The sequence below is a fragment of the Gordonia gummivorans genome (assembly GCF_022513585.1).
Taxonomy (GTDB): domain Bacteria; phylum Actinomycetota; class Actinomycetes; order Mycobacteriales; family Mycobacteriaceae; genus Gordonia.
Genome location: NZ_JAKWBF010000024.1, coordinates 56,312 through 79,575, shown reverse-complemented (window position 1 = coordinate 79,575; position 23,264 = coordinate 56,312). Strand labels below are relative to the sequence as shown.

Here is a 23,264-nt window from a genome sequence, read left to right as displayed (position 1 = left end):
GACCTGAGTCCTGTTGGGTCAGTTCACCTTCGACAGTGCCCAGCCGGTCACCTTGGCGGTGACCCACTGGTACTTCGACGCGACGATCCGCACCCAGATGTCGAGTAGCTGGGCGTCGGCGCCGACGAGGATGCGTGCCTTGTTCTTGCGCACACCGTCGATGATGATGTCGGCAGCCTTGGGCGAGGTCATCCGCGCGAGGTATTTGTCGAAGAAGGCGGCACTCGACTGCTGGTCGTGGTCGCCGGACACCGTGGCGTTACGCGCGATTGCGGTCTTGATTCCGCCGGGGTGGACACAGGTCACCTTGACGGGGTGCTTCGCGATGATCATTTCCTGACGCAGCGCCTCGGTGAAACCGCGGACCGCGAACTTGGCGGAGTTGTAGGCGGCCTGGCCTGGCTCGGCCAGCAACCCGAAGAGCGACGACGTGTTCACGATGTGTCCGTCGCCGGACGCGATGAGGTGGGGGAGAAATGCCTTGGTGCCGTTGACGACTCCCCAGTAGTCGACATCCATCACGCGCTCGATGTCTTTGAATTCGGTGCGTTCGATCTCACCGTGATGGGCGATGCCGGCGTTGTTGAACACGGCGTTGACGACGCCGTAGTGCGCGACGACGGTGTCGGCGTAATCGAGTACGGCCTCACGCTCGGCGACGTTGAGGATCTGGCTGTGCACCTGCGCGCCGGTCTCGCGGATCAGGTCCTCGGTGACCTGGAGGCCGCCGGGGTTGACGTCGGAGATCGCCAGGCATGCACCGCGTTGCGCCAACTTGACCGCGAGGTCGCGGCCCATGCCCGACCCTGCGCCGGTGATGACGACGACCTTGTTGTTGAAGTCTTTCATCTGCTGCTCCTGTCTGCTGGGTCAGGCGGTGACGGTGTCGGTGATTGACGCCGTGCTCGCGGACGTGGTGTCAATGGGCGCCTTCGTCCGGGACACCTCGAAGGCGGAGATGTCGAAATGCTTTGTCGCACGACGGAAGTTGAAGGTGAAGCCGGGCCACAGTGTGGTGATGTTGCCTCTGGCGTCCTTGTACCAGGAGGCGCAGCCGCCGTTGACCCATACGCTGTTGCGCAGGGCGTGCTGGATGTCCCGGTTGAACCCGCGCTGTGCCGACTCGGTCACCTCGGTACGGGTGATGCCTTGGGCGCGTGCAGTTTTCAGGTAGTCGACCAGATAATTCAACTGTGATTCGATCATGTACACCATGGAGGTATGGCCCAGCCCCGTGGACGGTCCGACCATCAGCAGCATGTTCGGGAAGCCGTGCACGAAGGAGCCCTTGTAGCCCTGCATGCCGATCTCGTCCCAGACCGCTGCGAGGCTGCGGCCGTCCTTGCCGACGATCCTGCCGAACACCGGTGAATCGGTGACGTGGAACCCGGTCGCGACCACGACCACGTCGACGTCGCGCGTGGTGCCGTCCACGGTGGCGACGCCGGTGGGGGTGACGCGGGCGATGCCGTCGGTGACGAGGTCGACGTTGGAGCGGTTGATGGCGGGGTACCAGTCGTTGGAGCGCAGAATGCGCTTGCAGCCGACCTGGAAGGCCGGGGTGGCCTTCTTGCGAAGCGCGCGGTCGGAGATGCCGCGGGCAATGTTCGCGCGGCAGATCAGCTCGACGGGTTTGAGTGCCTTCGGCGAGTAGGTCAGACCGAAGGCGGTCGCTTCGTTGGCAGCGTAGATTGCGCCGCGCACGGCGGACTGGAAGCCGGGCACGTTTTCGTAGGCCCAGTGCTCCGCGCCGGTGTACGCGCGCTCGGTGCGGGGGACGATCCACGGCGCTGTGCGCTGGTACACGTCGAGGCGCTCGGCGACCTTCGCGAGCTCGGGGACGAGCTGGATGGCCGATGCGCCGGTACCGATCACGGCGACGCGCTTGCCGGTGAAGTCGTAGTCGGTGTCCCAGCGTGCGGAATGGATGATCTTGCCGTCGAATCCGTCGATGCCCTCGATGTCTGGGAGGTTGGGTTCGCACAGCGGGCCTACGGCGCCGACCATCACGTTGGCGCGGACCTGGGTGGCCTCACCGTCGCGCTCGGTGTCGATCAGCCAGACGCGCTGCTCGTCGTCCCACGCCGCGTGGGTGACCTCGGTGCCGAAGCGCGTGTTGGCGCCGATGCCGTAGGTGTCGGCGACACCGTTGATGTAGCGGTGGATCTCCGGCTGATGTGAGTAGGACCGCGACCAGGTCGGATTCTTCGCAAAGGAGAAGGAGTACAGCTGCGACGGGACGTCGCACGCCGCACCGGGGTAGACGTTGTCGCGCCAGGTGCCGCCGAAGTCGCGGCCCCGATCGAGGATGACGAAGTCGTCGAAGCCTGCCTGCTTGAGCTTGATCGCCGCACCGAGCCCAGAGAAGCCTGCTCCGATGATGGCAATCTCTACATCGTTCGTTGTCATGAAGTCACCATAGGAAGCTACTGAACTCATGTCAATAGCTTATTGAATCTGATTCAGTAAGTGGCTAGGGTCGGTGTGTGTCGACGGTGAGAGGAGGGAATCCGTGTCGGTGACCCAGGGTAAACGCACGCGGATGAGTCCCGAGGCGCGTCGCGAACAACTCATCGAACTCGGTCTGGAGATGGTGTCGGAGCGTCCGCTCGACCAGGTGTCGATCGAGGCGATCGCTGAGGCCGCCGGCGTCTCACGAGCGCTGCTGTTCCACTACTTCGAGTCCAAGCAGGACTTCCATGTGGCCATCGCGGCCACTCAGGCTCGGCAGATGCTCGAGTGCACAGCGCCCGACCCGTCACTCGAGGACCCGCTCGCGATCCTGCAGTCGTCGATGACCGCGTTCATCGACTATGTGAGCGAGAACCGGTCGTCGTACATGACGTTCATGCGCGGTGCGTCGAGTTCGGATGCCACCATGCGCGCCATCTTCGACGACACTCGTGCGGTGATGGCCCAGCGCGTGCTCGACCACGTGCCCGCGCTCGGACTCACCGTGACCCCGGTCGTCGAGATGACCGTGCACGGCTGGATCTCCTTCGTGGAGGAGACCACGATCAGCTGGCTTGCGGGACCCCGGATCTCTCGCGACGAACTGCTGGCGCTGATCACCGCGGCGTTGCCGGCGCTGGCCGGGGCGGCGGGTGTGGTGGTTCCCGAGGCCTGACCCCCTGAGGTGCGGGCGAAGCGAGCCCCGACCGCACCTCAGTCGGCGGAGAGGCCGTCGCTACTCGGCGAACGCCTCGCCGATGATCTCCTGCTGCTCCACGGCATGGACCTTGCTGGAGCCCGACGACGGTGCCGACATCGCGCGCCGCGAGATACGACGCAGGCCGCCGAGCGTGTCCGGGAGCACCTCGGGCAGCCACAGGCCGAGGAACGGCCACGGTCCCTGGTTCGCCGGCTCCTCCTGGACCCAGGCGAAGTCGGTGGCGTTCGGGTACTGCTCCAACGTGTTGCGGAGTCGGCGGTGCGGAACCGGGTAGAGCTGCTCGATCCGGACAACCGCGACGTCGTCGCGATCATCCTTGTCGCGGCGTGCGGCCAACTCGTAGTAGAGCTTGCCGCTCACCAGCAACACCCGCTTGACCGTGCTGCGATCGCCTCCGCCGACATACTTCGGGTCGTCGATCACCGAACGGAACTTGTCGTCGGTGAAGTCTTCGACCGGGGAGACAGCGGCCTTGTTGCGCAGCATCGACTTCGGGGTGAACACGATGAGCGGGCGGCTGATGCCGTCGAGCACATGGCGGCGCAGCAGGTGGAAGTAGCTGGCCGGCGTCGACGGTAGGGCGACGGTCATCGATCCCTCGGCACACAGCTGCAGGAAGCGTTCGATACGCCCCGAGGTGTGGTCGGGGCCTTGGCCCTCGTGACCGTGCGGAAGCAGCAGCACGACGTCGGAGAGCTGGCCCCACTTGGCCTCACCGGAGGAGATGAACTCGTCGATGATGGACTGCGCGCCGTTCACGAAGTCGCCGAACTGCCCTTCCCAGAGCACCAGGGCGTCCGGGTTGCCGACCGAGTACCCGTACTCGAATCCGACCACCGCGAACTCGGACAGCGGCGAGTCGTAGACCATGAATTGGCCACCGCCGTGCTCACCGTCGATGGGCTTGAGATGGTTGAGGGGGGTGTACTCCGACCCGTTCTCCCGGTCGATCAGAACCGAGTGACGCTGCGTGAACGTGCCGCGGCGGGAATCCTGTCCCGACAGGCGCACGGTGCGACCCTCGAGGACGAGCGATCCGAACGCGAGAAGCTCGGCGAACGCCCAGTCGATACCGCCGTTGCGTGATGCCTCCTGCCGGCGGTCGAGCACCGGCTTCACGCGGGGATGCGGGGTGAATCCGTCGGGCACGTTGACGAAGGCATCACCGATGGTCTGCAGGGTCGTCTTGTCGACGGCGGTGACGAGCTTGGTGGGCAGCGTCTGGTCGGATTCGACGGACGGGCTCGGCTCGGGGCGGTACTTCTCCAGTTCTTTGACCTCGTTGAAGACCCGCTCGAGCTGTCCCTGGTAGTCGCGCAGGGCGTCCTCGGCCTCCTTGGTCGAGATGTCACCACGACCGATCAGGGCTTCGGTGTAGCTCTTGCGGACTCCACGCTTGGTGTCGATCACGTCGTACATCGCCGGCTGGGTCATCGACGGGTCGTCACCCTCGTTGTGTCCACGACGGCGGAAGCAGACGAGGTCGATCACGACGTCCTTGTGATAGGTCTGCCGGTAGTCGACGGCGAGCTTCGCCGCCCACACGCAGGCCTCGGGATCGTCGCCGTTGACGTGGAAGATCGGCGCGCCGATCATCTTCGCGACATCGGTGCAGTACTCGGACGAGCGCGAATGCTCCGGTGCGGTGGTGAATCCGACCTGGTTGTTGACCACGATGTGCACGGTTCCGCCGGTGCGGTAGCCGGGCAGCATGGCCAGGTTGAGGGTCTCGGGCACCACGCCCTGTCCCGCGAAAGCGGCGTCGCCGTGCAGCATCAGCGGCAGGATCGAGAACTCGCCCTCCTCGTCGAGCTGGTCCTGCTTCGCGCGGACCAGACCTTCGAGAACCGGATCGACGGCCTCGAGGTGACTCGGGTTGGCGGTGAGCGACACGGTGATCTCGTTGTCGCCGAACATCTGGTAGTACTTGCCCTCGGCGCCCAGGTGATACTTCACGTCGCCGGAGCCGTGCGCCTGCGACGGGTTCAGGTTGCCTTCGAATTCGGTGAAGATCTTCGAGTAGGGCTTGCCGACGATGTTGGCCAGGACGTTGAGCCGCCCGCGGTGCGGCATACCGATGACGACCTCGCCCAGGCTGTGCTCGGCGCTCTGGTCGATGACGGCATCCATCATCGGGATGACCGATTCCGCGCCCTCGAGCGAGAACCGCTTCTGCCCGACGTACTTGGTCTGCAGGAAGGTCTCGAAGGCCTCTGCGGCGTTGAGCTTCGACAGAATGTACTTCTGTTCTGCGACAGGCGGTTTGGAGTGCTTGATCTCCACGCGCTCGCGCAGCCACTTCTGCTGGTCGGGCTCGAGGATGTGGGTGAACTCCACGCCGACGTGGCGGCAGTAGGCGTCGCGCAGAATCGACAGCACGTCGCGCAGCTTCATCTTCTCCTGGCCGTGGAAGCCGCCGACGTTGAAGGTGCGGTCGAGATCCCAGAGCGTCAGACCGTAGGTCAACACGTCCAGATCGGGGTGGCTCGCCCGGGCGTCGCTGTCCATCATCAACGGATCGATGTCGGCCATGAGGTGGCCGCGGCTGCGGTAGGCGGCGATCAGTTCGAGCACTCGGGTGTTCTTGTCGACGGTTCCCGCGGGGATGTCGCGGCGCCACCGGATCGGCTCGTAGGGGATGTGGAACGCGGTGAAGATCTCGTCGTAGAACGCGTCGTCGAGCAGCAGCTCGTGGATCCGTCGGAGGAAGTCACCCGACTCGGCACCCTGGATGATGCGGTGGTCGTAGGTGGACGTCAGTGTCATCAGCTTGCCGACGCCGAGCTCGGCGATCTGCTCGTCGCTGGCTCCCTGGAACTCGGCCGGGTACTCCATGGCGCCCGCGCCGATGATGGCGCCCTGACCCTTCATCAGGCGAGGAACCGAGTGGACGGTCCCGATGGTGCCCGGGTTGGTCAGCGAGATCGTCACGCCGGCGAAGTCGTCGGCGCCGAGTTTGCCGTCGCGGGCGCGGCGGACGATGTCCTGGTAGCCGGAGTAGAACTCGGCGAACCCCATCGTCTCGCATTCCTTGATGGCGGCGACGACCAGCGTGCGGTTGCCGTCCTTGCCGACCAGGTCGATGGCGAGCCCGAGGTTGGTGTGTGCGGGCGTCACCACGTTGGGCTTGCCGTCGACCTCGGCGAAGTGCCGGTTCATGTTCGGGAACGACTTGATCGCCTGCACGATCGCGTAGCCGAGAATATGGGTGAAGCTGATCTTGCCGCCGCGGGTGCGGGCCAGATGGTTGTTGATGACGATGCGGTTGTCGATCATCGCCTTGACGGGCACGGCGCGAACGCTGGTCGCGGTCGGGATTTGCAGCGACGCCGACATGTTTTTCGCGATCGCGGCCGCGGGACCACGCAAGACCTTGTTCTCGTCGGCCGATTCGGACTTGTCGGTCGATGTCGCCGTCTTGGCGACCGGGCGGCTCTGCGACCGCGCCGATCCGTCGCGGCTCGCCACGCTCTGCCCGGAGGCCGCCTTGGTGGCGGTGGCCTCCTTGGCCGGTGCGCTCTTGCGCGCCGCGGGACGGGTGGGTGTCTGGTCGAGGGTGACCTGCTTGGACGCAGAGCCCTCGGACGATGCCTTGGTTGAGGCCGGCTTCGCAGCGGACTTGCTCGCAACAGGTTTGCTTTCGGCGGTCTTGCTCTCGGGAGCCTTACTCGGGGCGGGCTTGTTCGACGAGGCAGTCGCGGGGGCCGACCCGTTGCCGTTGGCGTTCGATCCCGACTCGGCGCCGTTGGCTGACGGCTTGTAGTTCTTCAGCAGGTCGTGCCAACTCGGATCCACCGAATCAGGGTCCTGGATGAACTGCTGGTACATTTCCTCGACCAGCCACGTGTTCTGCCCGAAATCGGATAACGAACTGCTCACAGCGGTATCTCGCCTCAATTCCCAAAAAGGTGCCGGGTTTTTCTGCCACCGAGGTCTCTCGTGAAGACTATCGGTGAACCACCTGCAGATGGTACGCGCGTGAAAGCAGTCCGTGCGCACCGACCTGCTACTTCACGGTCAGTTCCACACGTCGTCCACACGAGGACAGAGCCTCGTCATCTGGCTCGGACTTTCACGCTGTCGTGGGGCCGGCGTCGTTGCCGGATGGGCCCACCGGAATCGGCGATTCGTCGGGATCGACACCTGCATCCCAGAACGCTCGATACCTTCCGGTCAACGACAGCAACTCGTCGTGTGTTCCCATTTCGACGATGCGTCCGTCTTCGACAACGGCAATCAGGTCGGCCCGTGCGGCGGTGGCAAGTCGGTGCGCGACGATCACCGACGAGCGACGCCTGGTGACCGCGGCGCCCGCAGCGAGCACGAGCGCTTCGGTTGCCTGATCCAGTGTTGCGGTGGCTTCGTCGAGAAGCAGCAGATCGGGTTCGACGAGTTCGGCACGCGCCAGAGCGACGAGTTGCCGCTGGCCTGACGACAGGCCCTGGCCGCGCTCGCCGAGCGGATGATTCATGCGTCCGGGAAGTGACCGGATCATGTCGATGGCACCGACTGCCGCCGCGGCCCGAGCGATCGTCCGGTGGTCGGCATCGGGCCGGCCGTAGGCGATGTTCTCCGCGACCGTGCCGGTGAACAGGTGTGGTTCCTGGGGGACAAGTCCGAGGCGTTGCCGGTAGGCCGACAACGTGTACTCGCGGATGTCGACGCCGTCCATTCGCACCGAGCCGGAGGTCGGGTCGTAGAACCTCGCCAGCAGTTTGACGATCGTCGACTTGCCTGCGCCGGTGCGCCCGACCAGGGCCACCGACGTGCCCGGCGCAATGGCCAGGTCGAGGTCGGTGAGTGCGTCGCCGGCGGCACCGGCGTAGCGGAACGAGACGTGATCGAGCGTGGCAGCCCCGTCGAATCGGGCCGGGCCGGGTTCGGTGGCCGACGGCGACGCGGCCAGCGAACTCGGTGTCGACACCAGATCGCCGATCCGTCGCAATCCCACGGCGGCCTGCTGGTACCCGTCGAAGACCTGCGTGAGCTGCTGCACCGGGCCGAACAGCATCGCGAGATAGAGAATGAAGGCGACCAGGGTGCCGGCCGACATCGCGCCCGTCGACACCTGATGGGCACCCACCGCGACGGCGACGGCGGTCGCGAGATCCGACATGAAGGTGATGAACGGGAAGTAGATCGAGATCGCGCGTTGGGACACCATGCGCGCGTGCACCCAGTCAAGGGTCCGCGTGGTGAATCGTGCGTCGGCGACCGCGACGTGACGGTAGGTCTGCGTGGTCTTGATGCCGGCGATGTTCTCTTGGAAATCTGCGTTGACCGCACTGACGAGTTCGCGGGACCGGGTGTACGCGCGCGCTGCGATGCGCCGGAACACCACGGTGGCCACCACGACGACGAGAAAGACCGGGAGGATCAGCGCGCCCAGGACCGGGTCGGTCACGACGAGTGCGATCGTGACGCCGATCAGCGTGAGTGCGGCGACGATGGCCGAGGAGAGGCCGGTCTGCAAGAACGTCGACAGCGCGTCGACGTCGGTGGTCATGCGGGTCATGATGCGGCCCGACAACTCACGCTCGTAGTAGTCGAGTCCGAGGCGTTGCAGGTGCGCATACGAGCGGATGCGCAACCCGTACAGGACTCGCTCGCCGGCCCTTGCCGAGGTGATCGTCATCGCCGAGGTCGCCACCCAACCCAGGCCCACGAGCGCCACACCCACCCCGGTGGCCCACCACAGTGTCGCCTCGTCGGCGTTGGTGGCAGCGTCGATCACGGTCCTCGCGAGGGTCGGGAACATCAGCCCGATCAGGGTGTCGGCGGCGATCGCCACGATCGCGGCGACCATCAACCACCGGACCGGTCGAAGGATGCCGCGCAGAGTGAAGTGCGGGTTCTCCCGGCGCGCGGCGACCGTGTCGACCTGCGGGTCCTCGGTTGCCGGTGGCAGCGCGGCCACCGCCTCGGTGAGTGCGGGCGTGGCAGGCATCGACCCGAGGGCGGAACCGATGCCCGGGCCGCGTCCCATGCCGCCGGTGGCCGGGGCCGGATTCCGGATCGGTCGAGCCGGGGCGTCGGCGCCGGTCGGAACCCGATCGGGCCAGAGATCCTCGGCGGAGTCGGGAGACATGGTGATACCGGCCGGGACCTCGGGCATCGTGGGTGACACCGGCGCCATGAGGTCACGGAAGCGTGGTGACGTCGTCTCGAGTTCGGCCACGGTGCCGACCGCGGTGATCACGCCGCCCTCGATCACGGCGACACGATCGGCGAGGGTCAGGGTGGAGCGTCGGTGGGCCAGAACGAGCATCGTACGGTGCTGGGCGCGGAGACCGCGCAGGATGCGGGCCTCGGTGGCGGCGTCGACCGCCGACGTCGCGTCGTCGAGGACGAGGATGCGTGGGTCGGCGAACAGGGCGCGTGCGAGGGCGATGCGTTGACGTTGTCCGCCGGACAGGGTGAGTCCTCGTTCGCCGACGACCGTCGCGTACCCGTCCGGGAGGTCGTCGATGAACTCGGCCGCGTCGGCGCGTTGTGCTGCGTCGACGACGCGCTTCATCACCGCCGCATCCACGTCCTCGGCGGCGACGTCGAGCGCGATGTTCGCGACGATCGTGTCCGAGTAGAGGAACGGCTCGTCGAAGACCACCGCGAGCGCGTGGTGCAACGCGTCGGGGGCCAGCTCCGACACCGGATGGCGGCCGTCGGCACCGACGATGTCGATCGACCCGGCGTCGGGTGTCAGGTATCCGCTGACGAGGTCGGCCAGCGTCGACTTGCCCGAGCCGGGCGGCCCGACGATGGCGACGCATTCGCCGGGTGCGATGCGCAGATCCACGCCGTCGAGGACCGCCGGTTCGGAATCGGGATCGTCGTATCGGTGGTGTCCGAAGCGGACGGCGTCGAGTTCGAGTCCGAGTGGTCCCGGCGGCAGTGTGCCGGTGTTGCCGATCGCCGGGTCGCGGGGATGCTCGGTCACGTCGAAGACACGCTCGACCGCGGCTCGCGCCAGCTGTGCGCTCACCACCAGGTTGGTGAGGAGTCGGGCCATGGCGGTCATGCTCGCCACATACGTCGTGAAGGCGAGAAAGGTTCCGGTGGTGATGTGGCCATCCATCGTCAGATAGCCCCCCACGGCGATCACCGCGACCATGCCGATCTGCGGGATCGCGGCCATGGTCGGTGCGAATCGTGCGTTGATCCGGGCGGCGCGCAGTCGCCGTGCGTAGAGTGCGGCACCGAGGTCGACGAGTTCGTCGACCGCGCGCTGCTCCTGCCCGAAGCCCTTGACGACGCGGACACCCGTGACCGTCTCCTCGACGTGCTGCGCGACGTCGGCAGCGGCTTGCTGAGCCGACCATGTGGCAGCGAACAGACGCCGACGAGTACGCCAGATGACCAGTGCAACAACGGGAATGATGAGCAATGTGACGGCGGTCAGCAGAGGCGACAGGTAGGCCATGATGCCGATCGCGATGACCACCTGGACCGCGGCGCCCGCCGACAGGGGAACCATCGCCAGCAGCCCCTGCAGGATCTGGAGATCGGAGATCGAGCGGGAGACGATCTGCCCGGTCCGGATCTCGCGCTGCGCCAGGCCATCCAGATGCAGCAGCGTGTCGAGCAGTCGCAGGCGCAGAGCGTTCTGCACGTTGATGGACAGCCGGCCGGCCGTGATGCGGCGTCCGTACTGGCAGGCGTACCGGACGAAGGCGAGCACCACGAGCATCGTCACGATCGCGGTGATGGACAGCCCGTGGGTCGCGACGCCGGTGGCGTTGTCGACGGCGGCCTTCGCCAACAGGGGAGTGGTGAGGTCCACCGCGACGGCGATCGCGGTGGCGATCAAGGTGGTGACGACCAGCCGCCGGTACTTCCACGATTCGGCGGCCAGGCGTCGGATCCATCCGGGTGATGTCGCGTCGGCCGCTCTCTCCTCCGACGGGGACGGCTGGACTTCGTTGTCGAGGGCCGTCGTCACCACCGGCGCACGGGCGGCAGGCCGGCGTCGTACACGACCGTCGAATCGACATGCCACGCGACCGGCGGGGGTCCGAAGACCTGCCGGGAGTTACGCACCACTCGTCGGCCAATCGCCCGACTGCCGGCACCACCGATGACGGCGCCGATCCCGGCGGGCATCAACTTGCCGAGCACCAACGGCGCCTTGCGATATGCGTACTTGCGCGACAGTTTGGCGACGAGCTTCTTGTTGAGTTTGGTGATCGCGCTCTGCGGGACCGACGAGCGGCCGAGTCGGCGCAGCACGCCTCCCCGGGTCCCGACCACGCGTCCCAGCGCGAGCACACCCTCTTCGCCGAGCGCGACGGTGAGCACCAACGTCTTGCGTCTTTCGTTGTCGTGCAACGGAATTCCATGGACCTCGGCGATTGCCAAGGCAAGTAGCGCGGAGGCCTCGATGAAGAAGGCCGATTCGCCCGTCATCGCACCGAGTGCGGTCATCGTCCCGACGCCCGGGATGGCCGCAGTGGCACCCACCGCGCCGCCCGAACCGGTGACGGCGTGCAGGTAGCGCTTCTCGAGACGTCGGATGAGTTGCGCGGGTGAGTCGTTCGGGTACTTCGCGCGCAACGATTCGACGTACTTCTTGACCCGGGGGGCCTGGAGTCGTTGGGCGCGGTCGAGCACACCGCCGGCCACCTCGACGGTCCGACGCGACGTCGGAGGTTCGGGCTGTTCCCACTGGGGCTGTTGCATGTTCCGTGGCTGGGGCGGGTATCGGGGGTCGAATGTCATGAGAGGGGTACCCAATCTCGAGCGGGGACGACTTCGGTTGCCGGCGGTGGCCCGGGTGGCGTGCCATCTCCGAATGGCCGTCCGCCGAGTTCTTCGCGATGGTGCGGCGTCAGCCATCCGCGCAGGTCCGGGCCCTTGGGAACGATCTGCGTCGGATTGATGTCGCTGTGCACGATGTAGTAGTGCTGCTTGATCTGGGTGAAATCGGTGGTGTCGCCGAACCCGGGCGTCTGGAACAGGTCGCGAGCATACGCCCACAGAACCGGCATCTCGCTGAGCTTGGTGCGATTGCACTTGAAATGGCCGTGGTAGACGGCGTCGAACCGGGCGAGCGTGGTGAACAGCCGCACGTCGGCCTCGGTGATGGTGTCGCCCACCAGGAATCGTTGCGTGGACAGCCGTTCGGATAGTTCGTCGAGCTTGGTGAACAGGCGGTCGTAGGCAGCGTCGTAGGAGTCCTGGCTGCCGGCGAACCCGCACCGGTACACGCCGTTGTTGACTTCGGTGTAGACGCCGCGGTTCACCTGGTCGATCTCGTCACGCAGGTGTTCGGGGTACAGGGCGGGTGCACCCTCGCGGTGGTAGGCGGCCCATTCCAGCGAGAAGTCGATGGTGATCTGCGGAAAGTCGTTGGTCACCACTTCGCCGGTGGCGGTCTCGACGATGGCCGGCACGGTGATGCCCTTGGGGTAGCCGGGGAATCGCTTCTCGTAGGCGTCTTTGAGTCGCGGGATGTCCAGGACCGGGTCGACGCCGCCGGGGTCGAGATCGAAGGTCCACGAGTTCTTGTCGTGCGTCGGACCGCACAGGCCGAGCGAGATCACGTTCTCGAGTCCGAGGAGCCGGCGCACAATCAGCGTCCGATTGGCCCACGGGCATGCACGGGCGGCGACGAGACGGTAGCGACCGGGTTCGACGGGATACCCGTCGCGACCGTCGGCGGTGATCCGGGTCTCGATGTACTTGGTGTCGCGCACGAACTCCTGACCGGTGGTCACATAGCTGCCCTGCTCGGCGTCGCCGTGTGTCGTGCCGGTGTCTCTCGTTCCGCTGTCGGGGGCCATGCCTCACACAGTAATGATCTGTACCGACTCTTGGCATCGGTTGCCCGGCGCGGTATATTCCAGTCGGAATATTTGGTCGGAAACATGGAGTTGGGACATGGGTGAACACGGCTCGGCGCAGCCTCTGCCGCCGATCGCGATGCTGATCCTCGGTTTGCTGGCCGAGCGGCCCATGCATCCCTACGAGATGTTCCAGACCACCGTCGAACGCCGGGAGGACAGGTTGGCCAAGATCCGGCCCGGCACCATGTATCACTCGGTGGACCGTCTGAATTCCAAGGGACTCATCGAGATCCAGGAGGTTCGACGCGAAGGCAATCGGCCCGAGCGGACCGTTTACGCGATCACCGAACACGGACGTGAGGTGCTGACCAGAAGCCTGGAGCAGATCCTTGCCCGGCACCCGGAGGAGTATCCCGAGCTCTATCTGGCTCTGTCCGAGGCGCACGGGTTGCCCCGGGCCCGGGTGATCGAGTTGGTCGGCGAACGAATCGAACGGATGCAGACCGAGCTCGCCGAGTACGAGGCGGCGGTCGCGGTGGCGCAGGCCTGCGGCAAACCGGAGATGTTCCACCTCGACGCCGGCTGCAAGATGGCCACGCTACGCACCCAGATCGACTGGCTCACCGATCTCGTCGACCGCATGCGAACCTCGCGGATCGCCTGGCTCGACGACCCCGACTTCCTGACCACCATCAACGGCCTGCCTGCGGGGGCGGCGGCCGATCCCGAACGCGCACAGAAAGAGAACACACCATGACCACCTCTCCGCCCTCAGCTGGGCAGATCACCAGCCGGCCATGGGTCGCACTGCTGGCGCTCTGTGTCGGCTTCTTCATGATCCTCGTCGACATGACGATCGTCGCGGTGGCGCAGCCGCAGATTCAGGCCGCGCTGGACACCGACGTCAACGGGATCGTCTGGGTGTCGAGCGCCTATCTGCTCTTCTACGCGGTGCCGCTGCTCATCACCGGCCGGCTCGGCGACAAGTTCGGGCCGAAGAACGTCTACCAGCTGGGTCTGCTGGTCTTCACCGCCGCCAGCCTGTGGTGCGGTCTGTCCGATTCGATCGGTGAGCTGATCGCGGCCCGAGCCCTGCAGGGTATCGGCGCGGCGCTCATCACCCCGCAGACGATGGCACTGATCACCCGCATCTTCCCGCCGGAGAAGCGCGGCGCGGCGATGGGTGTGTGGGGCACGGTTGCCGGTGTGGCCACCCTTGTCGGTCCACTGCTCGGCGGCATCCTCACCGACAGTTTCGGCTGGGAGTGGATCTTCTTCGTCAACATCCCGGTCGGCATCGTCGGCCTGGTCCTCGCCGCCGTGCTGGTGCCCAGCGTCGAAACTCATGACCACCAGTTCGACTGGATCGGCGTGATCCTCTCGGCGGTCGGTCTGGCGGCCCTGGTGTTCGGCATCCAGGAGGGTGAGACCTACAACTGGTCGGCGTGGATTTGGGCACTCATCGTGGGTGGCGTGCTGGTGATGGCGTTGTTCGTCTACTGGCAGTCGCGGATTCGCACCGAGCCGCTGGTGCCGCTGTCGTTGTTCCGCGATCGCAACTTCTCGCTCTCCAACATCGGTATCGCCACCATGGGCTTCGCGATCTCCGGTCTGATGATCCCGACGATGTTCTTCCTGCAGCTCGTCGGCGGTATGTCGCCGACCCAGTCGGCGGTGATGATGGTGCCGATGGCCGTGCTCACCGGCGTCCTCGCGCCGATCGTCGGCCGCATCCTGGACCGCGTCCACCCACGCGTGATCATCGCCTCGGCCCTGCTGCTCAACGCCGTCGCGGTCGGACTGCTCGGCATGCTGGCTCAACCGGATACTCCGGTGTGGCAGTTCGTGATCCCGCTCTGCATGATGGGTATCGCGTCGGCCGGGATCTGGGCCCCGTTGGCCGCCACCGCCACCCGAAACCTGCCCTGGCAGCAGGCCGGCGCCGGCGCCGGCGTCTACAACACGACGCGGATGATCGGTTCGGTGCTCGGCGCGTCGATGGTCGGCGCACTGATGCAGACACGACTGGCTGCGGAGCTGCCCAACGTGAACACCAACGAGCACCGGGACACGGTCGCCCAGTTGCCGGCCTTCCTCCGGGAAGGGTTCGCCGACGCCATGGGGCAATCGCTGTACCTGCCGGCCGCGGTGCTGCTGATCGGTGTGGCGGCGACGGTGTTCCTGGTGCGGCCCAAGCACCAGACGCCTCGGGCGGCCACGGAGGCACTGCTCGCCGAAGGTGAGGTGGAGGGAGCAGGCGCGGCCTGAGGACGCGCGTCGTCGCCTCCCGAATCCTGTCGGTGCCCGGCCGTACCGTGTAATCCATGCGGATCTTGCACACCTCGGACTGGCACCTGGGCCGGACCTTTCACGGTGTCGAACTGCTCGACGACCAGCGACGTGCCCTGACGCAGCTGGCCGCGATCGTGGCCGAGGAAGCCGTCGACGTGGTGGTCGTCGCGGGCGACGTCTATGACCGGTCGGTTCCCTCGGCAGACGCGATCGCCACCTACGACGCGGGCCTGGCCGAGATCGCCGCCGCCGGGGCACAGATCGTGATCACCTCCGGCAACCATGATTCGGCGACCCGGCTGGGCTCGGCATCCGCCTTCGCCGCTGCGGGCGGACTGCATCTCCGTACGACGATCGCCGGCATCGACCGTCCGGTCGTCCTGTCCGACCAGTTCGGTGACGTGGCGATCTACGGCATCCCGTATCTCGAACCCGATACCGCGCGTGGCGAACTCGGCGTCGAACAGGATCGCGGGCACAGCGCGGTCCTCGCCGCGGCGATGGATCGGATTCGGGCGGATCTCGAGGGCCGGTCGGCGCGATCGGTGGTCGCTGCACATGCATTCGTGGTGGGTGGCATCGCCTCCGAGTCCGAGCGGTCGATCAGCGTCGGAGGTGTCGAAACGGTGTCCGCAGATACTTTCTCGGGCGTCGATTATGTGGCCCTGGGGCACTTGCACTCGCCGCAGCGGCTCACCGACACGGTGCGCTACAGCGGCTCGCTGCTGCCGTATTCGTTCGGTGAACGTACGCACCGGAAGTCTGTGTGGATCGTCGACCTCGACGCGCGTGGGGTGTCGGAGGTCCGTGCACACGACCTGCCTGGGGTGCGCGAACTCACTTGTCTGCGTGGCACTCTCGACGACCTGCTCACCGACCCGGCCCTGGAATCCGCCACCGACCACTACGTGGAGGCCGCCCTGACCGACAAGGTGCGCCCCGTCGACGCGATGCGCATACTGCGGCAACGCTTTCCGCACGCGGTGCATGTGCGGTGGGAGCGTCCCGAGCAGGGTGAGGGTGTCGACTATCGCTCGCGAGTTCGGGGTCGCACCGATGCCGAGGTGGTCACGTCGTTCATCACCGATGTCCGGGACGAGCCGACTCCGGGTGAACTGGCGATCGTCGATCGTGCACTGCGCGCGGTGGTCGGTGAGCCCGAGGCGGACGGTGTCGGCGCCAGCGCACCGGAATCGGTTGCTTCGGAAGGGGAGTGGGCCCTGTTTGATGTCGGGGTGGTCGATGTGGCGGAATCCGCGTGAGACTGCACAGACTCCGCATGCGCGCCTTCGGGCCGTTCGCCGAGGACACCGAGGTCGACTTCGATGCGCTGTCCGCCGAAGGCCTCTTCCTGCTGCACGGTCAGACGGGTGCGGGAAAGACGACGGTGCTCGACGCGGTTGCCTTCGCACTCTATGGCCGGGTTCCGGGAGCTCGCGACATCAATCGGCGGCTGCATTCGGATCATGCACGCCCGGAACAGGTCCCGGAGGTCGAACTGGAGGCGACGATCGGTGGGCGCCGGATGCGGATCATCCGCTCACCCGAACACCACCGGCCCAAGAAGCGGGGCCAGGGCACGCGCAAGATCAACGCCTCCGCCACGCTCCACTGGGTGGACGGTTCGGGACCCGATCTGACGCGTTTGCCGGACATCGGCGATGTCGTCGTACGGCTGATCGGTATGAGTGCGGAACAGTTCTTTCAGGTGGTTCTGCTTCCCCAGGGTGAGTTCGCGAAGTTCCTGAGGGCCAGTTCCGAGGATCGGGAACGGTTGCTGGAGAGGCTGTTCGACACCGAGCGCTTCGGTGACCTGGAAGAATGGCTTCGCGACTGTTCGCGTGCGAGCGAGGCGACCGTGACCGAGCGAGTGACAGCGCTCGACCGCATCGCCGGGCAGATCGTCGCGCTGGGAGGGGTGGATGCGCCGCCCGCAGCGCCGGACCTGGACTGGGCGCAGGAGTGTCTCGACGCTGCGCGTTCGGTGTGCGACAGTGAACAGGCGGCCCTCGATGCCGCCAGGGCCGCAGTCCACGTCGCACAGGCCGCACACGACGCAGGAGTGCAGCGCGCCGAACATCGACGCCGAGGGAGGCAGGCCACCGAGCGGCTCGATCAGCTCCGCCTCGGTGAGGCCGATCGCTCGAAGGTGGCTTCGGCTCTCGACGCAGCACGGCGGGCTGCGCCGATCGCATCGCTGATCGACGAGCACGAACATGCCTGTAGCGCTTACGATGCCGCCACCCGCGCATGGGAGAGCGCTCGCGCGGCCATGGCGGCAGTAGCCGGCGGTGAGGCGGTCTGCGACGCGAACGAAGCCGAGTTGCGGGTGGCGGTGGACGGCTGGACCGCCGAGTCCGGTCGGTGGGAACCACTGGCGGCCCGGGTCGCAGAGAGGCCGGCGTTGGTCTCCGACATCGAGACCCTGAAGCGCGACGTCGGTGCCGCGCAGACTCGTCGTGCGGAATTGGCCGGACTGTTGGCGGCGGCTCCTGGTCGCCGTGACCAGGTCCAAGCTGCGCTCACCACGGCGCTCGAGGCGCGTGGGCGAATCCCGCAACTCGAGTCCGAGCGCGAGCACGCCGAACGGATCGCCAGGGCGCTGCTGGCCCGCACGCAGGTCGATCAGTCTCTGCGGCAATCGGATACGGCAGTTCTCGAAGCCCGCGAGATCCACGTGGCCGCCCGCGAGCATCTGCTCGACCTGCGTACACGCAGACTGGCCGGGATGGCCGCCGAACTCGCGGCGGAGTTGGTCGACGGGGAGCCGTGCGTCGTCTGTGGGTCGCAGGAGCACCCGCAACCCGCGCGAGCGGGGGACGCGTCACCCGTCGGCGATGCGCAGGAGTCAAGTGCTGCGAACGCAGAGCAGCGTGCCGCGAAAACACGCGCACGGGCCGAATCGGACCGCGCCGCTCTGGTCGAACGCCGCAAGAGCCTCGACGAGACCGTCGGAGACGCAGTCGCCACGGACACCGAGCATCGGCTGCAACGGATAGGTGAACAACTCGCGGATGCGCGTCGTTGCGCCGAAGGTGTTCCGGCGCTGCAGGTTGCGGTCGAGAATGCGGCCGCGGAGTCCGACGCTCACCGGGCAGAGGCAGCCGACCTCGATTCGGCGCAGTCGGCGCGCAATGAACGGTTGTCTGCGTTACGGACCCGTCTGGCCGAGCTCGACGCCGAGGTCCTCGAGGCCACAGGCGGACGCGTCGGAGTGACCGAACGGCGTCGTGAACTGGCCGACCTGTGCCGCCTTGCGGGACAGTTGCGCGATGCCCTGCGGGAGCGGGAGTCGGCCCGGGTCCGGCGTGACGAGATCGCCGCGCGCCTGCGCGATAGGTGTGTCGACGCCGGCTTCGAGGATCCTGCCGGCGTCCGGGCCGCACTGGCCCCTGCCCAGCAGATCCAGAAGTGGGAATCGACTTTGCAGCAGGCGATCACGCTGCGCTCGGCCGCGCTCGAGACGCTCGGCGACCCCGACGTGACATCCGCCCTCGAGGGCGATCCGGTCGACACCGGCGCCCTGGCAGCGAGTCTCGCGCTCGCACGCGGCGCGGCAGACAAGGCGGCCAGCAGTCATGCGGTGGCGGCCCGGCGAGCGGCAGATCTGGAGCGATACGTCGCCGAGTTCTGGGCGGCGTCGGATGCGCTGGCGCCGCTGCAGGCCAAGTGCGCGGAACTGTCGGGGCTTGCCGAACTCGTCAGCGGACACGGCCAGAACGCGCGTCGGATGTCGTTGCATTCGTACGTGCTGGCAGCGCGTCTGGAGGAGGTGCTGGTCGCCGCGTCGGCCCGTCTGCACCAGATGTCCTCCGGACGTTACGAATTCGTGCACACCGATGCCGTCGGACCGCGAGGACGCCGGGGTGGCCTGGGTATCGAGGTGCGTGACGAGTACACGGGTGCGGTACGCGCGACGACGACCCTCTCCGGCGGTGAGACCTTCTTCGCATCGTTGGCGCTTGCCCTCGGTCTCGCCGACGTGGTGTCGGCAGAGAGTGGCGGTCGGGTCCTCGACACGATCTTCATCGACGAGGGTTTCGGCACTCTCGATCCGGAAGCACTCGACTTGGTGATGGGCGTCCTCGACGACCTGCGTTCCGGTGGGCGATTGGTGGGAGTCGTGAGTCACGTCGACGAGTTGCGCGCTCGAATTCCCGCTCAGCTGCAGGTGGTGCGGGGCGACAGCGGTTCGACGGTCCGGATGAGTGAACTGCTGCGCGTGTCGTGAGCAGCCCGATTGGGGATCGCCCGAGCCCGTGCGCTACTCTGTGTTTCGCCCGTTGAGCCCCCGTAGCTCAGGGGATAGAGCGTCTGCCTCCGGAGCAGAAGGCCGCAGGTTCGAATCCTGCCGGGGGCACCGTATCTATGCAGGTCAGAGGCTTTTCTAGCCCGGTTCGCTGACCGTGTGCGATCACCGTGTCATCCCGGATGATCCTCCGTTGAAACCAGAACGGCCCCGGTCGGTGCGTCAACACCGATCAGGGCCTCGGCCCAACGGAAGTGAGTCCGATGAACCGTTCATCAACCCTATCCCTCGTGGCGGGCGCTGTAGCGTTCGGCGCGCTCGTCTACTTCGTCCCGCTCGGACTGTTCGAGCCGGTCATGAGAACCACAAACTCCCAGCTGACCGCGTGGTGGAACCTGCACGACGTCGCCCGCGAGGTGGGTGTCGACGCCGATCAGCTCCGCAGCGCGTTGCACGACCTTGAGGACCAGCTCGACAACGGTGCGGCCGGGGACTCGACGCGCGTCGACGAGCTGGCAGCCACGGTCCGGCAAGATGTGATCGCCGTGTGCCGCAAAGGCACTGACGCAAACTCGACATTGACCGCAGCGCAACTGTTCCGCGCTGCGGACACACTCGGAATGCGCGCCTCCAAATTGCTCGGAGTCACCGAATGAGCGGCGGTGACCGCACCTTCTGGTGCGAGCGGGCAGCCGACGCGCTGGATCGCATCGAGTCCGAGTCGATGTCTACCGAGCAGATACGGGTGCTGGCGTTGGTACTCGAAACGCTGACGGGTGAATCTGCGCCGCGTCGGCCTGTATTGACTCTCGTCTGACCTTTCAGTCCACGGGGCGCACGTTTGCGCCCGCGAATGCCCTCACGGTCGAACCGTCGTCATGATGGCCGCGGTTGCCGGTTCGATTCCGGCATGGGCACGCACGCAACCGATCCGACCGCGTTGCCGTCGTTCTCGTACCGCTCGACGCAAACCAGCGGGCAGCACGTAGCCCAGTCCTCAGCCGTGCTCTGAGGCCACCGATCCCGACCTCGCGAATCGAGACCAGGTGCCACAGCGATACCGCCTACCCTCCGGGTCAGGTGGCAACACGTCGTGGCCTGACGCGATCAAGGGCTCGGGTTCGTGGGTCGACCGGGATGGGGTAGAACGCGCGGCCACCCGTCAGGGTGTCCACTATGCGACCCTAGTTCTCCCAGTCGTCAGTCGCCTGAACGATGTCCTTGAAGGCGAGGGATTGTGCAACCGTATCGAGAACTGCCTGAACGTCTTCCGGCTCTCGCTCAAGCGCTTCCATGATCTGATCCGTAATCATGAGCACGGTTGGTCGTAGCCGGTCGTCGTCAGTCTGTCCCAATGCCTCGGTGAACCCTTCCGCGACACTCGACGCACGCGAGATCAGCGCCGCGATTCTCAGCAGCGCGACGTCGAGCTAGCGGCCCCGACCGCTCCCGTCTGCTTCGGCGAACAACTCTGCTGCTTTCGCTGAGTCCTGCCGGTTGACGCGAATGATGAGCAACGCGCGGCGATAGTCCGCTTCGTAGAGAGCCATCACCGGAAGCTACACCATCGGCCCTGACAGCACACGACCCCGCTGCTCGGCGCTGCAGCGGGGTTGTGTGGCTTGGGGGATGGCCCTCGACGCCGGCCAGGGAAGAGGTTCCGACATCGAGGGCCGTCCGGGTCGGGCGCGCAGTCAGACGCCCGAGTCTGCGATCGATCAGGCGGCGGTTTCCACGCTGACGATGCCGGCGGGCTTGAACACCGACAGGCCGAATCGGCCTTCGACGCGGCACCGGACGAAGTTCTTCACGAAGTCGTCGGACACCGCGTCAGACCACCGGGTATCGATCATGCCGTCGGTGTCGATGGACACGGCCGAACTGTCCAGCAGCACAGCGGTATCGGCGGGTAGCGCGTTGGAGATGACGGCCTGCACGCCGAACAGCTTGCGGGTGATCGCGTCGACCGGCACACCACGCACGTCGGTCGCACCGGAGGTCACCGACAACAGCTCCAGGGCCTCCCAGTCGGCGGCCGAGATCGCCAGGACCGAGGGCACGTAGCCGGTCGATTCGAGCTTCGTGATGGCCTTGCGGACCGAGGTCAGAGTGTTGGTGGCGAACGCCTGGGTCTGGATACCCGAGGTGTTGAGGATGCCGCGCAGGGCCGGGGCGGTTCCGCTGCCGTTGAGCACCTGGTTTTCCAGAGCGACGCGCAGCCCGTAGAGCATCTCGGACTCGACGAACGCTTCGAGGTTGGAGTTGTCCTCGATCGCGTAGTGGCCGATCTGCTCGGACACGTGCGCGATCACCTGCAACTTCGCGTCGACCGACTCGACCGTGTACACCGACGTGGGCTTGGTGCCACCATCGGCGACCGGGGCGGCGTTGCCTGTCCGCACCGTCTGGCGCAGGAAACTGTACGTCGTCCCGACACTGCGCGTGGCCAGCACATCGAGCAGGGATTGCGGCACCCGGCCCTGTTCGGCGACTTCCTCGCGCAGCTCGATCGGCGTCGTGCGCGACCCGGACGCAACGAGCGCCTTGGTCTGCGGGTCGGTCGAGGCCTTCGCGATGCGCTGCGCCATCGACTTCACCCCGGCACCGGTCATCGGGAGATACCCGCTCGTGCGGGCCGAACCGTCGTCGTCACCGCGCACACCACCGACCGACTTCGCCAGGGCGAACGCCTCGGCCATCACCGACTCGTCGGCCTCGGCCTTCTTCAGCTTCTTGTCGAGATCCTTGGCCTTCTCGGTCGCGGCCTCGACCTGCTCGGCTTCCTCACCGGTGAGGTCGCGCTGCAACTTGTCAGCGGTCTCGACGATCTCGGTGATGAGCTTGATCTGTTCATCACGGCCCTTGGTCAGTGCCTCGATACGTGCGGTGGTGTGCATGGTGGTGGTGCCTTTCAGGCTGAGAACGGAATCGGCTGCGCGGCGCGCGAGCCAGGAACGGGTTGGTGCGGTGGAGCGGGACTTGACGTTGGTGACCAGCGCGCGGTCGTTGGCGCCACGCGCGACAAGGGAGACCTCGAGGAGATCGAGGTCGAGCAACTCGGTGTTGCCCGCGGCGTTCTTCGTCGAGCGGTTGACGTAGTAGCCGATCGACAGGCCGGTGACCCTTCGCCCTTTCACCTGCCGATACGCCGCGGCACCCTGGTTGGTGTCGAGGTCGAACCGGCCCTTGATCGCCAGGCCCTCGTCGGTCTCGCGGGCCTCGATCACCTCACCCACGTAAGCCAGCGGCGAGGATGCCTGGTGCTCCCAAATCAGGGGGGTGACCTGATCGGCCTTGAGTGCCTTGGCGAACGCGCCACGCCGGACGATGTCACCGACGCTGTCGACGTTGTCGAACGCGCTGGCAATGCCCTCGAAAACCCCTTCGTCCAGGCCGGCGGTCTTGATCGCCGCGACCTTCAATGTCTTGCGGTTCATACGTGAATACCCTTTCCGGGCAACAGAATTGGAGAGGACTCAACAGACTCGCGGGCCGACGGGGTACGGGGTGTGCCCGGTGGCGGGGCGGTCCGGATTCGTTCGCGGACTCGGTGATGCTGGCGAGCACACGAGGTGCTTGGCCGCGATGAGCTGGCGACGTCTCCACTGCCGAGAGTATCAGCACCACAGGACGACTCACGTGCATCGAACACCTTTGCGCGGGTCATCGCGGCGGCTGACGGTGCCATACCCGGTCGTCCCAGTGCTCCCAGGCGTCTGCGGGCACGTCCACGACCTCGCGGACGAAATCGCCCAGCTCGTCATCGAAC

At 66.4% G+C, this 23,264-nt stretch carries 14 protein-coding genes and 1 tRNA gene; 8 read left to right on the top strand and 7 right to left on the bottom strand.

Annotated elements, in window-relative coordinates; translation table 11 throughout:
- Positions 1–18 precede the first annotated feature (18 nt).
- Both MKW15_RS17305 and MKW15_RS17300 read right to left on the bottom strand, forming a co-directional pair.
- Positions 19–849, bottom strand: a complete 831-nt coding sequence (locus MKW15_RS17305) for an SDR family NAD(P)-dependent oxidoreductase (protein ID WP_240860347.1) — start codon at positions 847–849, stop codon at positions 19–21.
- Between the two features lie 21 nt (positions 850–870).
- Positions 871–2,409, bottom strand: coding sequence for a flavin-containing monooxygenase (locus MKW15_RS17300; RefSeq protein WP_240860346.1), 1,539 nt, complete (start codon positions 2,407–2,409; stop codon positions 871–873).
- Between the two features lie 133 nt (positions 2,410–2,542).
- Between MKW15_RS17300 and MKW15_RS17295 the strand changes: the two genes are divergently transcribed.
- Entirely contained in the window at positions 2,543–3,127 is a 585-nt protein-coding gene (locus MKW15_RS17295) for a TetR/AcrR family transcriptional regulator (protein WP_240860368.1), read from the top strand.
- A 60-nt stretch (positions 3,128–3,187) separates the two neighbouring features.
- On the opposite strand, the gene MKW15_RS17290 is transcribed toward MKW15_RS17295, so the two are convergent.
- The 4 genes from MKW15_RS17290 to MKW15_RS17275 all read right to left on the bottom strand — a co-directional run bounded on the left by MKW15_RS17290 (position 3,188) and on the right by MKW15_RS17275 (position 12,951).
- The gene (locus tag MKW15_RS17290; RefSeq protein WP_308221063.1) at positions 3,188–7,051 is read right to left on the bottom strand and encodes a multifunctional oxoglutarate decarboxylase/oxoglutarate dehydrogenase thiamine pyrophosphate-binding subunit/dihydrolipoyllysine-residue succinyltransferase subunit; all 3,864 of its coding nucleotides are present in this window, start codon (positions 7,049–7,051) and stop codon (positions 3,188–3,190) included.
- Positions 7,052–7,244: 193 nt separating this feature from the next.
- The gene (locus MKW15_RS17285) at positions 7,245–11,111 is read right to left on the bottom strand and encodes an ABC transporter ATP-binding protein (protein ID WP_374247449.1); all 3,867 of its coding nucleotides are present in this window, start codon (positions 11,109–11,111) and stop codon (positions 7,245–7,247) included.
- On the bottom strand, positions 11,108–11,848 hold the full coding sequence (locus MKW15_RS17280) for a hypothetical protein (RefSeq protein WP_240860345.1): 741 nt from the start codon (positions 11,846–11,848) through the stop codon (positions 11,108–11,110). The genes MKW15_RS17285 and MKW15_RS17280 overlap by 4 nt, the downstream gene beginning before the upstream one ends.
- Before the next feature lie 35 nt (positions 11,849–11,883).
- Positions 11,884–12,951 carry a glutathione S-transferase family protein gene (locus tag MKW15_RS17275; RefSeq protein WP_240860344.1) on the bottom strand — a complete coding sequence of 356 codons (1,068 nt, stop codon included), beginning with the start codon at positions 12,949–12,951 and terminating at the stop codon, positions 11,884–11,886.
- Positions 12,952–13,048: 97 nt separating this feature from the next.
- Between MKW15_RS17275 and MKW15_RS17270 the strand changes: the two genes are divergently transcribed.
- The 7 genes from MKW15_RS17270 to MKW15_RS17240 all read left to right on the top strand — a co-directional run bounded on the left by MKW15_RS17270 (position 13,049) and on the right by MKW15_RS17240 (position 20,312).
- On the top strand, positions 13,049–13,711 hold the full coding sequence (locus MKW15_RS17270) for a PadR family transcriptional regulator (RefSeq protein WP_240860343.1): 663 nt from the start codon (positions 13,049–13,051) through the stop codon (positions 13,709–13,711).
- On the top strand, positions 13,708–15,222 hold the full coding sequence (locus MKW15_RS17265) for an MFS transporter (protein WP_240860342.1): 1,515 nt from the start codon (positions 13,708–13,710) through the stop codon (positions 15,220–15,222). The genes MKW15_RS17270 and MKW15_RS17265 overlap by 4 nt, the downstream gene beginning before the upstream one ends.
- 56 nt (positions 15,223–15,278) lie before the next feature.
- On the top strand, positions 15,279–16,508 hold the full coding sequence (locus MKW15_RS17260) for an exonuclease SbcCD subunit D (protein WP_240860341.1): 1,230 nt from the start codon (positions 15,279–15,281) through the stop codon (positions 16,506–16,508).
- On the top strand, positions 16,505–19,477 hold the full coding sequence (locus tag MKW15_RS17255) for an AAA family ATPase (protein WP_240860340.1): 2,973 nt from the start codon (positions 16,505–16,507) through the stop codon (positions 19,475–19,477). The genes MKW15_RS17260 and MKW15_RS17255 overlap by 4 nt, the downstream gene beginning before the upstream one ends.
- A 56-nt stretch (positions 19,478–19,533) precedes the next feature.
- Positions 19,534–19,606 (top strand) — tRNA-Arg (locus MKW15_RS17250).
- A 179-nt stretch (positions 19,607–19,785) separates the two neighbouring features.
- The gene (locus tag MKW15_RS17245; RefSeq protein ID WP_240860338.1) at positions 19,786–20,151 is read left to right on the top strand and encodes a hypothetical protein; all 366 of its coding nucleotides are present in this window, start codon (positions 19,786–19,788) and stop codon (positions 20,149–20,151) included.
- Positions 20,148–20,312 (top strand): hypothetical protein, encoded by a 165-nt coding sequence (locus MKW15_RS17240; RefSeq protein WP_240860336.1) that lies wholly within the window; start codon positions 20,148–20,150, stop codon positions 20,310–20,312. The genes MKW15_RS17245 and MKW15_RS17240 overlap by 4 nt, the downstream gene beginning before the upstream one ends.
- Positions 20,313–21,213: 901 nt before the next feature.
- Here MKW15_RS17240 and MKW15_RS17235 read toward each other — a convergent pair.
- Positions 21,214–22,932 (bottom strand): HK97 family phage prohead protease, encoded by a 1,719-nt coding sequence (locus tag MKW15_RS17235; protein WP_240860334.1) that lies wholly within the window; start codon positions 22,930–22,932, stop codon positions 21,214–21,216.
- Positions 22,933–23,264 lie beyond the last annotated feature (332 nt).

Excerpts from the sequence above, each read along its gene's own strand:
- MKW15_RS17305 (WP_240860347.1), bottom strand. The coding sequence starts at position 849 with ATGAAAGACTTCAACAACAAGGTCGTCGTCATCACCGGCGCAGGGTCG.
- MKW15_RS17300 (WP_240860346.1), bottom strand. The coding sequence starts at position 2,409 with ATGACAACGAACGATGTAGAGATTGCCATCATCGGAGCAGGCTTCTCT.
- MKW15_RS17295 (WP_240860368.1), top strand. The coding sequence starts at position 2,543 with ATGAGTCCCGAGGCGCGTCGCGAACAACTCATCGAACTCGGTCTGGAG.
- MKW15_RS17280 (WP_240860345.1), bottom strand. The coding sequence starts at position 11,848 with ATGCAACAGCCCCAGTGGGAACAGCCCGAACCTCCGACGTCGCGTCGG.
- MKW15_RS17275 (WP_240860344.1), bottom strand. The coding sequence starts at position 12,951 with ATGGCCCCCGACAGCGGAACGAGAGACACCGGCACGACACACGGCGAC.
- MKW15_RS17270 (WP_240860343.1), top strand. The coding sequence starts at position 13,049 with ATGGGTGAACACGGCTCGGCGCAGCCTCTGCCGCCGATCGCGATGCTG.
- MKW15_RS17265 (WP_240860342.1), top strand. The coding sequence starts at position 13,708 with ATGACCACCTCTCCGCCCTCAGCTGGGCAGATCACCAGCCGGCCATGG.
- MKW15_RS17260 (WP_240860341.1), top strand. The coding sequence starts at position 15,279 with ATGCGGATCTTGCACACCTCGGACTGGCACCTGGGCCGGACCTTTCAC.
- MKW15_RS17240 (WP_240860336.1), top strand. The coding sequence starts at position 20,148 with ATGAGCGGCGGTGACCGCACCTTCTGGTGCGAGCGGGCAGCCGACGCG.
- MKW15_RS17235 (WP_240860334.1), bottom strand. The coding sequence starts at position 22,932 with ATGAACCGCAAGACATTGAAGGTCGCGGCGATCAAGACCGCCGGCCTG.